Origin of the sequence: Methylobacterium sp. WL116 (assembly GCF_008039455.1) — a bacterium.
Lineage (GTDB): Bacteria > Pseudomonadota > Alphaproteobacteria > Rhizobiales > Beijerinckiaceae > Methylobacterium.
In genome coordinates, this window is sequence record NZ_VRUV01000064.1 from 1 (window position 1) to 14,265 (window position 14,265).

The following is a 14,265-nucleotide window of genomic DNA, read 5'->3' on the forward strand; positions in this document are numbered from 1 at the left end:
CTTGAGCCTCATGGTCGGCGATAAACGATGAAGGGGCCCGATCGGGCCCCTTCATCGTTCAAGCTGCGGCCGCCATTGGCCTGGTTTTACTCCGCCACAGCGGCCTGGAATTGGTCCGCCCTTTACAGCCTTGAGCCCGAAGCCGAGAAGCGTGGTCGCCGGAAGGGCCATGGCGTACCGAACAATGTCCTCCCGGCCTTGGTTCGTGAAATGGCGAACCCGATCAATTGCGTTGTCCAAATCATCGGGAAGCGGCAAGCCGACATCATCCTCACGGGTGACGGCCTCATCGCTGACGCGAGCGAACCCTTCATATTCCGCGACGAGGGCAGTCAACTCGGCCTCTACGTTGGAGAGTCCCGGAGGCGCCGCGGGAGCCGTGGCCGACGGGGTATCCACTGCGGCAGGCTGATGACCCGCCATGTCGGGCTCCGGCACGTACTCCCCAAAGGCGAGGTTGCGGTAAGCGGTCGGCATCCAAGCAGCGCGAGTGCTGCCATGGCATTCGGAACCGTAGACCCCGGCAGCGCGCTCGATGACGGCCTTGGCGTAGGCGAGCCGTTCGGCATCCGAGGCTAGCGGGGTGTGAAGAACCGCTCGGAACGCGTCGCGCTCTTGCTCGGCGCGCGTGCCGGCATCCTCCATCCTGTAGACTTCGGCATAGAGCCGTCCCGCATAGGCTCGCAGATGTTCGTGGATCGCGATCGACACGGCGGAGGAAGCCAGGAGCCCGGAGGCGGTCAGTGGGTCGGCCGGGTCGGGCCGGCGATCCTTGCCCGCATTTAAGCCCGCGGCCTTGGCCTTCATTGCGGCGAACCGCTCGCGCAGGGTCGGCTTCGGGGCGGTGGTCGGGTGGCACTTCAATGAGTTGCGCATAGCGGCCTCCATCACGCGATCGGCAGGAAGCCGTAGGCGAGCACGCCCCCGGCGACGATAAGGACGGCGGAGACAAGCTCGCCAGCGAGGTCGAGGAAGCGGGGCGATCGGACGTGGGCCGTGTCAGGCCGGATCGGCGCGATGGCCTCCCAAGCCTCGACGGTGCCCGGTACGGCCTCGTCGGGCTCAATGGTGGGCCTGGGGCGGGCATAGAGGGCGGCGGTGAACCGGCGGCTGGCCGGCTTCGGGGCGAGTGGGGGCATTGCCATAACCGGGGGCTCCGGGGCTGAAGGTTTCGGGATGTGTTTGGGAAGGTCGACAGCGACGAGCCGCCAACTTTCTTGCGTTCAAGCAGCGATTTCGCTACTATGCTGCGAAGATACGCGCTGCTTTCGCAGTGTCAATGCAAATTCGCAGCAAGGACGCGATTTTGACCCCTGCGCAGTGCAAGATGGCTCGTGCCGGCCTCGGGATCGGCATCCGCGAACTGGCCGAGCAGGCGCAGGTCTCAACCAACACGGTCTCCCGTTTCGAGGCCGGTGAAGAGTTGAAGGGGCGGACGGTGACCGCCTTGCAGGCTGCCCTAGAAGCCGCCGGCGTCATTTTCATCGAGGAGAATGGCGAGGGGCCAGGGGTACGGCTGAGGAAAGCATAACTTCCTCCTGCATCACCCTTATCGGCACCAATCGGAGACGGCCGACGCTTCCTCTCGGGCTTCCTACAGCATGACAATGGTACGAAGGATGCCCCGTCGAAGCCGTCGGGCGGCAGACAGGAGACACTACCGCTGTCATCCTAGAGTGGCAGGATCCCCACGGTAAGGCACCCTTAGATGCAATTTGATCCCGTCACACAATTAGCAGTCACGGCTGGGCTCATCGTTGCAATGGCCATTGCAATATTTTTGTTAGTGTTACTTATAAAGCAACGGCGATCGAATGACAAACTTGCAAGTCGTTTTGCCCGTGTTATTGACGCAGACGTCGAGCTAGAGCGAGTTATTGCGGAGACGGTAAAGCAGCAATCCAACGCCGATGAGATCACTGCCAAGTATCGCTTGATCGAAATGCGCTATAAAAATGTAACGAACTCAGAAGAGATCGTCACGTCGCTCGAACGGCAAGCTATACAAATTTCCAGGGACGTTGAAAGAACCAGAGCAGAATACAAGGATAAGCGCGGGATATATGATCGACTCCAGAGAGAGGTTGCGATTTTTGACGAACGCTTATCTTTTGCTGAGATGGGCGTGTATGAGCCACACTTCGATTTCTCCGACAGTGAACAGTATAAAGAGCAAATCGAAAAAATTCGCAATCAACAAAAAATTATGGTTTCAGCTGCAACTGCAGTCACGTGCAGCACCAAATGGACTTTGGACGGCAGCGAGGCCAAAGGCCGGACCATGACCAACCGCGCCATCAAGCTTACCTTGAGAGCGTTCAACGGCGAGTCAGAGGCCGCCATTGCAAATACGCGCTGGAACAACGCAAGCGCGATGGAAAAACGGATTGAAAGAGCAAGGGATCAAATAAATAAATTGAATGATTCTAATAAAATTGTTATCAGCGATGAATATACCGCATTGAAACTTAGAGAGCTGTATCTCAATCACGAGTACAGAGAAAAAATCAAATCTGAAAAAGAGGAGCGTGCAGAAGCGGCGAGAGCTTCGCGTGAAGAACAGAAGCTGCTCCGCGACATTGAGGCTGCTGAAGAAGCCGAAGCTCGGTACCAACGCCTTCTTGCTAAGGCGAACGCCGAGGCTGCCAAGGCCAGCGGGGCGAAGCTTGAGGCTCTGACTGTTCAGATCAAAATGCTCGAAGGCGATCTGGCCGACGCTCACGCAAAGGTAGAGCGTGCCCAGGCCCTCGCCGAGCGCACGCGGTCTGGCTACGTCTACATCATCTCGAACGTCGGTTCGTTTGGTGACAACGTTGTTAAGATCGGCCTGACCAGACGACTCGATCCGCTTGATCGTGTTCGCGAGTTAGGGGACGCAAGCGTTCCGTTTACTTTCGATATTCACGCGATCATATACAGCGATGACGCGCCTGCTCTTGAGCGATCACTACATGCTGAATTCGAACGGACACGCGTCAACGCGCAAAATTACAGGAAGGAGTTCTTCCGCGCTTCAATTGACGAAGTGGAGGTTGCCGTTAAACGGTTGGCACCCGCCGCGCCTTTCATTAAGGATGTCGAGGCGCAGGAGTACCAAGAGACACTTGCGAAGCGGCAGTTGGCACTGAGCGCCGTAGGCATTGCCGCAGCTTCGGAATTCCCCTCTACGCTTTGATTTTCGAGCCCGCACATCTTCATTGATCGCCCTTGCGATCTGTCTCGCGACGCTGCCCGCTGCCGCGAACAGAACCGCATTCAGGTGATCAATGTACCAACTGGCTACAGCGCTAGCAGCGTGGGCTAGCACTGCGCTGATCTTGATCACGAACTGCTGACCCCTCCCATATTAGCATTGCCACCCGGTCTGCTGCAGCAACTAAAGCCGCATCGGGCACATGCGCATAGCGTGCCGTCACTCCCGGAACACGGTGTCCGAGAAGCCCGGCGATCGTCAATTCGGAGTAGCCCATGCCGGCTGCGGTTGCGGCGAACGTGTGCCGCAGGACGTGGAGCGTCACACCCTGCAGGCTGGCGCGCTCGCATAGCCGGTCCAGCACCTTCGGCAGGCCAACGAAATGCCCGGCGCCGCGTTCGCCCGGGAAGGCCCATGGCGAGGCCGTAAGGGCGGGCAGGGCGGCGAACGCGGCCTTGCCAATCGGCCGTAGTTGCGCACCACTCTTGGTGTCTCCGAACCGGATGCAGTTGTGCTCCTCGTCGAGCCAGGCGCGAGGTAGGGCGAGGGCTTCCATTCGCCGGCAGCCGGTGAGCAGCAGGAACCGCACGGCTGCGATCCCTACCGCCGTCTCGCCCTGATTTTCAGCCTCGCGCATGGCCGCGCCCAGCCGGCGGATCTCGGCGGCCGACAGAAACCGGCGCTGCTTGCCGTCAGGCGCGCGCTGGACGCCGCGGGCCGGATTGGCCGTGATGATCTTCTTCCGCTTGGCGAACTCCAGGATGGTGCCGAGCATTCCCACCGTTCGGGCCGCCACTCCCTTGCCGCCAGTGGTGATGCCGCCGATGCCGGCGCGGGCCGCAGCCGTCTTCCCGGCCGCTATGTCCCGGTGCATGGCCTCGACGTCGTCAGAGGTGAGGACAGGGACCCTACGAGCGCCCAGGAGCGGCTTCACGTGACGATCGATGCGGCTGCGGTCCATCGCCAGCGTTGAGGCCTTCACGCGGCCCTTGGCATCCTCAAGGTAGAGGTCACACAGTTCGGCCACCGTGACCGCGTGCCGGATCCTGCGGCGGTCGGCTGATGGGTCCTCGCCCTTGGTCGAGGCGCCGAGCTTTTCCCGCGCCGCCCGCCTGGCCTCTTCGGGTGTGACGGCACCGACCCGGGCGAGGGTGAGCTTGCGCTGCCGGCCTTCCTCGGTCCGGTAGAACACGAAGTAGGACGCGACGCCGCTTGGTTGGACCCGCACGCCGAAGCCCTTCAACTCGCTGTCCCACACCTGGACCTCGCGCGTCGGATCGGGCTCTATCGCGTCAACGAGGCGCTTCGTAATCTTCGGCATGGACGACCCTAACCCTGTTGCTCACTCCGCCACGGAAGCAGGGCGGAAGCAGATGGGCGGAAACCGAGGCCCAACAGCGCACAGAGTAGCAAACTCAGATCAGGCCGATCCGCAAGTAGGATCAACCACTTGGCAACGTCCAGCAATCACAGGAAAAAACGCGAAATTTGCCGAACCTAAACTTGCCAAGGTTGGGGTCGAGGGTTCGAATCCCTTCGCCCGCTCCAATTCAGGTACTGATCGAACTGCAAGAGCTGGCTCAGGCCGGCTTTTTGCGTTTCGGGACCGTCTTCGGAAATCGCGGCCTTTCATGATCGAGCCGGCCGTCGCGCCTCGTGCGTGTGGGCCGCGCCTTCCCGCTCGATCATCGCGGCGCGCGCGATGCGTCTTCGTTCAGAATGCCGCGCAGGGCTTTCCGCCGGGCAGCACGACTTCCTCGCGCCCGAGATAGGTCTTGCCGGCCCGCACCGGCCAGGTCTTGCTGACCACGAACGTCCAGCGGTTCAGGACGGGGAAGACGCCGAACACGGCGGTGTAGGGCAGGCGCAGCTCGGCCATCACCAGACGGTCCCCGGGGCTTGCCGTTCCGGCCGGCGCGGGGCCGATCGTCGAGCCGGCCGCGCGCTGCGTGTCGTTGCGCGCGACGCTGGAGCAGACCTTCGCCACGGGGGTCGACCCGTCGAGGTAGATCCCGCCGGCGGTGAGCACGATGCCTGCACGGCCGAGGTCGTACGGGCTCGAGACGGCCTGTGCGGCGGCGTAGACGTCGGCGATGTCGGTCACGTCGGCGCGCGAGATCAGGTCCGCCATCGTCGTCGCCGCGAGCGAGACCCGGCGCCCCGTGGTGATCGCGCGCGGAAGCTCGATCGAGGCCATGAACATCAGGACCAGGATCGGGGCGATGAAGGCGAACTCGACGCCGCTGACGCCGCCTTCCGCACGCGCGAACCGCCCGAGGCCGCCCCGGCCCGCCGTCATTGGCAGGGCTTCGCGTCGTAGGCTTCCGCCCGGAAGATCACGGTCGAGACGAGGAGCTGGCGGTTGTCGGCGAGGCGACGCCCGGTGAAGTCGAGGAACGCGAACAGCCGCAGGATCGGGACGGCCGCGCGGATCGCGATCACGTCGTCCCCCGTCGGGCACTGGAACTGGGTGCCGAAACTCTGCGAGACGGTCTTGGTCTGTGTGTCGTAGGGCTCGGACACCTGCGAGCCCTTGAAGGTCTCCTCCCGCGTCACGTCGAGGCGGACGTCCCGGCAGGCGAAGAAGAGGCTGGAATTGCCGCACATCAGCTGCCGCAGGCGCTGTGCCGGATCCGAGCCGTCGGCCCGGTCTTGGAACTCGCCCGTCCGCAGCAGGCGCGAGGCCCGGTCGACGGACACGTCGAGGGTCTGCTGGGCCAGCACGACCACGCCGGATTCGGCGACGACGCCGAGCAGGGCGATGAAGGGCAGCGCCAGCATCGCGAACTCGACGGCGGCGACGCCGCGACGGTCGCCCAGCAGGCCCGCCCGGATCGGAGCCGCCGCGGACACGAACCGGACCCGCGCCCATGCGTGAACCGATGCGCGGCGAAGCCACGCCCGGAGATCCGCAGCGCGAACGGCGATCGAGCCGACGGGTCCGGGCCGATCGATCGGCAACGTGCAGCGTGTCCTGGGCGTCCGACGCATTCTCGGCCTGAAGGGCATCGGATCGCCGATCGTCGGCCCGGTCCTACCCCGAATGGACCGCAGTCTACGGTGGTAGAGCTTTAAAATTCCTGAGGCCGGGCAAGGCAATCGCAGCGGCGACGACGCGATCCGAGCGGCGAACAGGCCTACAACCTGGGGTAATACCGATATTCGATGCCGGCCGGGCGCTACGGTCGATATCGTCGACAAACCGCCGCAAAATTCTACCTGTAGATGTAGATTCAGGCTCGATCCTGCAACGGTTCTCGTCCGGAGACGAGCATCGACCCTAATAATTCAATCCTTGATTGTTTTCATCAAGTCCTGCACGCCAGACGCGATCACTCTGCGCCCGCCTCCATCCGATCGGATCGAGAGGGCCTTTCATTAATCCGAAGCCTGTAGACCCGTCGGTTCAAGATGGGCCGAGGAGGCGGTCGGGATGGGGAGCGGGTGGCGAACGGGGCATCGCGGCGGCGTGGCGTTCGCGTCCGCGGCGTCTCGCTTCCGGGCGTTCGGAGCCGACGGACGCGGCGCCGTGGCCGTCATCTTCTGCCTCTGCGCGACGATGCTGCTCGGCCTCGTCGGCGGCGGCGTCGACTATGCGCGCCTTGCGGCCCGGCGGAACCAGTTGCAGGCCGCCGTCGACGCCGGAGCGCTCGCCGGCGGCAACGCCCTCAAGCTTGCCCTGTCGAGCACCGCCGCGGTGGTCGGCGTCACCGAGCAGACGGTGCGATCGGAGGCAAAATCGCCGCCGGACCGGCCGCTGACCGTGCAGGTCACGGTCGCGCCCGACAAGACCAATGTCGCGGCGATCGCCGCCGAGAGCTACAATCTGTCCTTCGGCAGCTTCGTCGGGATGCCCGCCGCCAAGCTCGCGGTGAAGGCGCAGGCGAGCGTCGTCGGTCGGATGCGCCTGTGCATGCTGGCGCTCGACCCCTTCGCCGCCGGCGCGTTCAACCTGCAGAAGAACGCGCAGGTCACCGCCACCGATTGCGCCCTCTACTCGAACTCCGTCTCGGGGACGGGAATGGTGGGCCAGGACAACGCGATCGCCAAGGCGCAGACGATCTGCTCGGCCGGTGGCTACCTCGGCGTGCGCGCGAACTTCAGCCCGACGCCGCAGACCGGGTGCCCGGTGATCGAGGATCCGCTGAAGGACCGCGCCGCGCCGCCGATCGGCGCCTGCGCGACGCTGCCGTTCCCGCTCAACCTGCTCAACGTGCGCGCGATCAAGACGATCGACAGAGACATCACCCTGGAGCCGGGCACCTATTGCGCCGGCCTGCACATCACCAAGGACGCCGTCGTCACGCTGAAGCCTGGCATCTACGTGATGAAGGACGGTCCGCTCGTCGTCGACAAGAAGGCGACGCTCACCGGCACCGACGTGGCCTTCTACTTCACCGGGAATAACGGCGGCCTGGTCTTCGACAAGAAGACCACCATCAGCCTGACCGCCCCCACGACCGGGATCATGGCTGGCCTGCTGCTGTCGGAGGATCGCGGGGTCATCCTGCCGATCGATCCGACGGCGCTCGTCGAAACCCTGCTCGGGGACATCATCAGCCCGACGCCGCCGCCGCTCGCCTTCACCAAGCCGGTGCGGACCTACCGCATCATCAGCGACAACGCCCGCACCATGCTCGGCACGATCTACCTGCCGGCGGGCCGCCTTGTGATCGACGCATCCAGGCCGGTGGCCGACCAGTCGGCCTACACCGTGATCGTGGCCCAGCAGATCAACCTCTACGAAGGCCCGAACCTCGTCCTCAACGCGAATTACGGCGCGACGAGCGTGCCGGTGCCGAAGGGCGTCGGCCCGGTCTCCGGCCGGCTGCTGCTGACGCAATGACGACGGGCCCCCTTCACCGCCGACGGGATGGAGCCTCATGCTCGCGCTGATCCTCGATGATGCGGAACTCAACAACCTGCTCGTCGTCCAGGCGCTGAAGCCCGTGCCCGACTGCGAGCCGGTCGAGTTCACCTGCCCCGTCGCGGCGCTGGCGTTCCTGCGCGACAACGTCGAGCGCATCGGCATCGCCATCACCGACTACGACATGCCGGGGATGACCGGGCTCGAGTTCATCGCGGCCGCGCGGGGCGTGGCGGGCTTCGCGCACGTGCCGATCGTCATGGTGACGAGCATGGACCAGCGCACGATCCGCCGTCAGGCGCTCGATGCCGGCGCCACCGACTTCCTGGGCAAGCCGTTCGACCCCGCCGAGATCCGGGCGCGCGTCGGCAACCTGATGAAGATCAGCCACGCCCACCGTCAGGAGCAGGACCGCGCGGCGTGGCTGGCGCGCGAGGTCGCCGCCGCCGTCTCGGTGATCGAGGCGCGCGAGCGCGAGATCATCGACCTCCTGATGCGCGCGGCCGAGCACCGCGACACCGACACCGGCAACCACATCGCGCGGGTCTCGACCTATGTCGGCATCATCGCGAAGAACCTCGGCTTCGACGCCGAATATTGCCGCCTCCTGAGCCTCGCCTCGACGATGCACGACGTCGGCAAGATCGGCGTGCCCGACGCGATCCTGCTCAAGCAGGGCGCGCTCTCGGTCGACGAGCGCAGCGAGATGGAGAAGCACGCCGAGCGCGGCCGCCGCATCCTCGAAGGCAGCACCTCGAACGTGGTTCAGCTCGCCGCCGAGATCGCCGCGAGCCACCACGAGCGCTGGGACGGCACCGGGTATCCGGCGGGCCTGGCCGGCGAGGCGATCCCGCTGTCGGGCCGCATCGTCGCCGTGGCCGACGTGTTCGACGCCCTGGTCTCGGAGCGGCCGTACAAGGAAGCCTGGTCGCTCGAGAAGGCGCGGGCGCTCCTGTCCGACAACGCAGGCTCACACTTCGACCCGGCCTGCGTCGCGGCGTTCCTGGCCGGCTGGGGCGAGGTCGAGCGGCAATGGCTGCGCGCAGCCGCGTGAGCCGAGGCGATCGGATGCGACGTTCGAAGGAAGGCCGGGGCACGATGCGTCGGAAGGCACTGGACCCGCGGCGGTCCCTGGCGGGCCGGGTCGCCTGGGCGGTCGTCGGCGCCGTCGCGGTAGCGCTCCTTGTCGCGACCACGCTCTCGGTCTGGCGCGAGGTCGACCGCTACGCCGCCGACAAGCGCGAGGCCCTGCGCACGGTCGCGCGCGTGCTCGCGCAGAGCGGCGCCGGCGCCATCGCGAGCGACGACGCGGATGCGGCCGACACCACCCTTCGGGCGATCGCGCGCAACCCCTCGCTGGTCTACGCCGCGCTGATTCGCCCGGACGGCAGCATCCTCGGCGAGCAGGGCATCGGGCTCAGGCTGTCGAACGACCTCGACCTCGACGCCGCCGAGCAGCCGTCGCTCCTCGCTCTGCTCCTCACCCGGACCCTCAAGGTCGGCGAGCCGGTGCTGGAGAACCAGCGCGAGATCGGCCGGGTCGTGGTGGTGGCCGAGACCGGCGACCTCGCCGACCGCCTCGGCGGCGTCGCGCTCAACGCGCTGCTCGCCGGCCTCGTCGCGGTGGCCGTCGGCCTCGCGGTCTCGCTCAGGCTCCAGCGCGCCGTGACGCGGCCGCTGACCGCGCTCGCCGGCACCATGGACGCGGTGCGCTCGCGCCACGACTACAGCCGACGGGCCGACGTCACCACCGACGACGAGGTCGGGGCCCTGGCCCAGACCTTCAACGACCTGCTCGGCGCGGTGAACGTCCGCGACCGGCAGCTCGCCGCCTACAGCACCGGGCTGGAGGAGGAGGTCCGCGTGCGGACCCACGATCTCAGCGAGGCGCGGGAGCAGGCGGACGCCGCCAACGCCGCGAAATCCACCTTCCTCGCCACCATGAGCCACGAGATCCGCACGCCGATGAACGGCATGCTGGTGATGGCCGAGCTCCTGGCCGCCACCGACCTGCCGCCGCGCCAGCGCCGCTACGCCGAGGTAATCGCGCGCTCGGGACAATCGCTGCTGGCGATCATCAACGACATCCTCGACTTCGCGAAGGTGGAGGCCGGCAAGCTCGAATTAGAGCGCGCCGCGATCAGCCCGGCCGAGATCGCCGACTCGGTCGTCACGCTGTTCGGCGAGCGCGCCCGCACGGCCGGGCTCGACCTCGCGGCCGAGATCGGCGCGGACGTGCCCGCCGGCATGGTCGGCGACCCGGTGCGCCTCGGCCAGGTCGTCAGCAACTTCGTCTCCAACGCCCTCAAGTTCACGGAAGCGGGCCACGTCCTCGTCCGCATGAGGACCTGCGACGGCGGGCGGATGCTGGAGATCGCCGTCGTCGACACCGGCATCGGCATTCCGCAGGACAAGATCGCCGGGGTGTTCACCGCCTTCACCCAGGCCGACCAATCGACCACGCGCCGCTTCGGCGGCACCGGCCTCGGCCTCTCGATCGCGGAGCGCCTGATCGCGGCGATGGGCGGCGGCGTCGGCCTCGAGAGCCGCGTCGGCGAGGGCTCGACCTTCTGGGCGCGGATCCCGATCGAAGCGCCGGAGACGGCCGAGACGATCCGCCGGTCGGCCGAGGCGCCGAAGGGCGTCGTGCTCGCCGGCCTCGGCGGTGCGACACGCGTGGCGCTGGCGGCGGGCCTCGTCGAGGCGGACCTCGCCCCGCTTGCGGACACCGCGCCGGATCGCGCACCCTGGATCATGGATGCGGCCGAGCTGCTCGCGCGGGGGCGCCGCCCGGACGCGGCCCTGCGGGTGGTCGCGGTGGTGCCGATGGGCGATCCGGCCGGTCAGCAGGCGCTCCGCGCCGGGCTCGCCGACGAGGTCTTGCGCTGGCCCGTGGTGCAGGCAGAGTGGCGGCCGGTGCTGGCAGCGCTCGCCGCCGACCGCCCGTTCGCCGCGAACGCGCCGCGTTCCACTACCTCCGCCGACGCCCTGCCGCGCTTCCCTCAGGCCCGCGTGCTCGTCGCCGACGACAGCGCCGTGAACCTGGAGGTCGCGATCGAGGCGCTGGCGCGCTGCGGCGTGACGGACGTGATCACCGTCGGGGACGGCGCGCAGGCGATGGCCGCGAGCGCGGCCGCCCATTTCGATCTGGTCCTGATGGACGGCAGCATGCCGGTTCTCGACGGGTTCGAAGCGACGCGCGCGATCCGCCGCCGCGAGGCCGAGACCGGCGCCGCCCGCCTGCCGATCGTCGCGATGACCGCGCACGTGATCGGCGACGGAGCGCTCGCGTGGCAGGACGCCGACATGGACGGGACGCTGGCAAAACCCTTCACCCTGGCCCAGCTCGCGCAGGTGCTCGGCCGCTTCGTCGTGGCCGACGCGCCCGGTGCGGACACGCTTGCGTCCCGGGTGGACGCCTTCGACGAAGCAGGCTCGGACCAGCCTTCCGCCCCCGGGCTCCTCGACAGCGAAACCCTCGAAGGCCTCGCCGAGATGGGCGACGGCGCCTTCCTGGCGCGCGTGCTCGGCCTCTACACCGGGCAGGCGCCGGCGGCGCTGACCGCGCTGGAAGCCGCGATCCCCGGAGGCGAAGCCGGCGCCGTCGCCAGCGCCGCCCACGGCCTGAAGTCGATGAGCGCGAACATCGGCGCGACGCGGCTGGTCGGGTTGCTCGCCGCGGTCGAGGGCGGGGCTCGGAGTTCGGGCACCATCCCCGATGCGGGGCAGATGGCGGAGATCCGTGCGGCGTTCGCGGAGACTTTGTGCGCGCTCGCCGCTTACGGGGCGCGCAGGGATCTCGCTGCGTAGGCGAGCGCCTTCAGCCGAACTGCTCGCGCAGGATGCGCTCGTCGAGGCTGTGGCCGGGGTCGTGCAGCAGCACGAGATCGGTCTCCCGGTCGAGCCAGGTGTCGACCATCGACACCCGGCGGAACTCGGTGTGGTCGGCCACCGCCGCGACGGGCCTATGCTCGGCGTCGAGCACCTCGATCCGGATGTGGGCGTGGTCCGGCAGCAGCGCGCCGCGCCAGCGCCGGGGCCGGAACGCCGAGATCGGCGTCAGCGCCAGGAGCTTGGCATTGAGCGGCAGGATCGGGCCCCCGACCGACAGGTTGTAGGCGGTGGAGCCGGCCGCGGTGGCGGCGAGCACCCCGTCGGCGATCAGCTCGGGCAGCCGCACCTGCCCGTCGACCGAGATCTTGAGCTTGGCGGTCTGGTGGGTCTGGCGCAGCAGGTAGACCTCGTTGATCGAGCGCGCGCGGTGGCTGCGCCCCTCGGTGTCGTGCGCCTCCATCAGCAGCGGGTGGACGACGCTGCGATGCGCGGCCTCCAGGCGCTCCAGGAGGGTATCCTCGCGGAACTCGTTCATCAGGAAGCCGACGGTGCCGCGGTTCATGCCGTAGATCGGCTTCTTCGCGTCCATGAAGCGGTGGAGCACCTGCAGCATCAGGCCGTCGCCGCCGAGGGCGACCACCACGTCGGCCTCCTCGGGCGCGACGTGGTCGTAGCGCCGCATCAGGGCGGCGGCCGCCTCGCGGGCGTCGGGCGTCGGGCTCGCGACGAAGGCGACCTTGTGGAAGCGCGGCATGCGTGACCCGGACCCACCTGAGTTGACGCGGAGCCGGAGCGGGGCTCAATCGTGCGCGTGCACCATGCTTCGTGCGTGCGCCCAGTCGTTCAGAGAGCCATAGCATGGAGCGTCCGCTCCTCGTCTATACCACGTTCCCCGATGCCGAGACGGCGCTCGCCGTCGGCGAGACGCTGGTGCGGGACAAGCTCGCCGCCTGCGTCAACGTGCTGCCCGGGATGCGCTCGGTCTACGCCTGGAAGGGCGCGATCGAGCACGGCAGCGAGGTCGTCGCGATCGTGAAGACGCGCACGGGCCTGTCGGACACCCTCGCCGCGGCCCTGAAGGCGCGCCATCCCTACGAGACGCCGATCGTCCTGCACCTCGCGGTCGCCGAGGCGGATGCGGAGACGGCGGCGTGGATCCTCTCGGAGACTCAGGCGCCGCCGGTCGGATAGCTGCGGCCCTTCCAGACGGCGGCGCCGGCGCGCTTGCGGCGCAGCAGCACGTTCCACTGGATCGCCAGCGCGACCACGACCGCCGCGGGGTGGAGCGGGATGGTCGCGGCCGGCTCGTCGGTCACCAGGGTGATCGCCGTGCGGGTCGCCAGCGAGACGGCGAGCGCCGCGAACGCCAGGAACCAGGTCGCAGCGTCGAGGCCGCCGAGGAGGCCGGCCAGCACCAGCACGGGCGGGAGGACGTGGCCGAGGCCGAGCAGGGCGGTCCAGACCGGCAGCGCCACCGGCGTCGCCATGCCCTCGTGGGCGTTCTTCGAGAACCCGGCCCAGCACTGCGAGAATCCCGTATACATCCGGCAATCGGCGAGCGCGTGCCCGGCGACGAGGTCGGTGCGGTGTCCGGCCGCGCGCAGCAGCCGGGGCAGCTTCACCCCGTCGTGCAGGAAGCGGCGGATGGCGCCGTGGCCGCCGATCGCCGCGTAGGCGTCGCGCCCGATCAGGAGGAGCTGCCCGCAGGCCGTGCCCAAAGCCGGGCGCATCGAGGCGCGCATCATCGCCACCGGCAGGTAGCCGACGAGCAGGAAGTTGATCATCGGCACGGTGAGCTTCTCGCCAAGCGTACCCATCACCTGCCGCGGCACCGCGCTGACGAGGCCCGATCCGGTGCGGCGGGCATGGGCGACGAGGCCGGCCGCCGCGAACGGCTTGAGCCGCACGTCGGCGTCGACGAAGAGCAGATGCGCGCCACGTGCCTCGCCGGCGAGGTGGGCGCAGGCGTGGTTCTTGCCGGTCCAGTCCTCCGGCAGCGGCGGCACAGGCACGAGGCGCAGGCGCGGCTCGCCGGCGGCGATGCTCGCGACGATCTCGGCGGTGGCGTCGGTCGAGTGGTCGTCGCCGACCAGCACCTCGACGGCGACGCCGACGCCGGCGAGCGCCGCCCGAACGGTCGCCGCGATATGGGCGGCCTCGTTGCGCGCCGGGATGAGGATCGAGACTAGGCCCGCCTCCGGCCCGTCCGGCTCGGGCGTGCGCAGCAGCGTCAGGTTCATCGCGGCGAGGACGGCCGGCAGGAGCGCGGCCGCGAGCGCCAGGATCGCGAGGGCGGGCAGCACGAGGTCGACCATCAGCGCTGCGCTTCCTCGGCCCGGGTCTCCCGCCCGGCCGCGGCCCGGTGGCCGGC

General features: G+C 67.8%; 13 protein-coding genes. 6 read left to right on the forward strand and 7 right to left on the reverse strand.

What is annotated here, in order from left to right; translation table 11 throughout:
• Positions 1-51: 51 nt before the first annotated feature.
• Positions 52-876, reverse strand: a complete 825-nt coding sequence (locus tag FV223_RS07900) for a hypothetical protein (protein WP_147726295.1) — start codon at positions 874-876, stop codon at positions 52-54.
• 11 nt (positions 877-887) lie between these two features.
• Positions 888-1,145, reverse strand: a complete 258-nt coding sequence (locus tag FV223_RS07905; protein WP_147726296.1) for a hypothetical protein — start codon at positions 1,143-1,145, stop codon at positions 888-890.
• A gap of 134 nt (positions 1,146-1,279) precedes the next feature.
• On the opposite strand from FV223_RS07905, the gene FV223_RS07910 reads away from it, so the two are divergent.
• Together FV223_RS07910 and FV223_RS07915 are read left to right on the forward strand one after the other, a co-directional pair.
• A complete protein-coding gene (locus FV223_RS07910; RefSeq protein ID WP_246689637.1) occupies positions 1,280-1,531 on the forward strand; it encodes a transcriptional regulator in 252 nt (83 codons plus the stop codon).
• 177 nt (positions 1,532-1,708) lie between these two features.
• Complete coding sequence (locus FV223_RS07915) at positions 1,709-3,175, forward strand: DUF4041 domain-containing protein (RefSeq protein WP_210247501.1); 1,467 nt, start codon at positions 1,709-1,711, stop codon at positions 3,173-3,175.
• Positions 3,176-3,287: 112 nt separating this feature from the next.
• Here the strand turns inward: FV223_RS07915 and FV223_RS07920 are convergent, their stop codons facing one another.
• From FV223_RS07920 to FV223_RS07930, 3 genes are all read right to left on the reverse strand, one after another.
• Entirely contained in the window at positions 3,288-4,514 is a 1,227-nt protein-coding gene (locus FV223_RS07920; protein ID WP_147726297.1) for a site-specific integrase, read from the reverse strand.
• A 393-nt stretch (positions 4,515-4,907) separates the two neighbouring features.
• A complete protein-coding gene (locus FV223_RS07925; protein WP_147726298.1) occupies positions 4,908-5,492 on the reverse strand; it encodes a TadE/TadG family type IV pilus assembly protein in 585 nt (194 codons plus the stop codon).
• Positions 5,489-6,046, reverse strand: coding sequence for a TadE/TadG family type IV pilus assembly protein (locus tag FV223_RS07930; RefSeq protein ID WP_187276090.1), 558 nt, complete (start codon positions 6,044-6,046; stop codon positions 5,489-5,491). Before FV223_RS07930 ends, FV223_RS07925 begins: the two co-directional genes overlap by 4 nt.
• A gap of 676 nt (positions 6,047-6,722) precedes the next feature.
• On the opposite strand from FV223_RS07930, the gene FV223_RS07935 reads away from it, so the two are divergent.
• Genes FV223_RS07935 through FV223_RS07945 form a run of 3 tightly spaced genes read left to right on the forward strand, consistent with a single transcriptional unit; the run spans position 6,723 to position 11,870 of the window.
• Positions 6,723-8,039 (forward strand): Tad domain-containing protein, encoded by a 1,317-nt coding sequence (locus tag FV223_RS07935; protein ID WP_246686610.1) that lies wholly within the window; start codon positions 6,723-6,725, stop codon positions 8,037-8,039.
• Between the two features lie 37 nt (positions 8,040-8,076).
• Complete coding sequence (locus FV223_RS07940; RefSeq protein ID WP_147726301.1) at positions 8,077-9,114, forward strand: HD domain-containing phosphohydrolase; 1,038 nt, start codon at positions 8,077-8,079, stop codon at positions 9,112-9,114.
• Positions 9,115-9,158: 44 nt separating this feature from the next.
• The gene (locus tag FV223_RS07945; protein WP_147726302.1) at positions 9,159-11,870 is read left to right on the forward strand and encodes a hybrid sensor histidine kinase/response regulator; all 2,712 of its coding nucleotides are present in this window, start codon (positions 9,159-9,161) and stop codon (positions 11,868-11,870) included.
• 10 nt (positions 11,871-11,880) lie between these two features.
• On the opposite strand, the gene FV223_RS07950 is transcribed toward FV223_RS07945, so the two are convergent.
• Positions 11,881-12,648, reverse strand: a complete 768-nt coding sequence (locus FV223_RS07950; RefSeq protein WP_147726303.1) for an NAD kinase — start codon at positions 12,646-12,648, stop codon at positions 11,881-11,883.
• A gap of 104 nt (positions 12,649-12,752) precedes the next feature.
• Between FV223_RS07950 and cutA the strand changes: the two genes are divergently transcribed.
• Positions 12,753-13,085, forward strand: coding sequence for a divalent-cation tolerance protein CutA (cutA, locus tag FV223_RS07955; RefSeq protein ID WP_147726304.1), 333 nt, complete (start codon positions 12,753-12,755; stop codon positions 13,083-13,085).
• Here the strand turns inward: cutA and FV223_RS07960 are convergent.
• Positions 13,064-14,209, reverse strand: a complete 1,146-nt coding sequence (locus FV223_RS07960) for a glycosyltransferase family A protein (protein WP_147726305.1) — start codon at positions 14,207-14,209, stop codon at positions 13,064-13,066. The two genes, cutA and FV223_RS07960, sit on opposite strands and share 22 nt — an antisense overlap.
• Between the last annotated feature and the right edge of the window lie 56 nt (positions 14,210-14,265).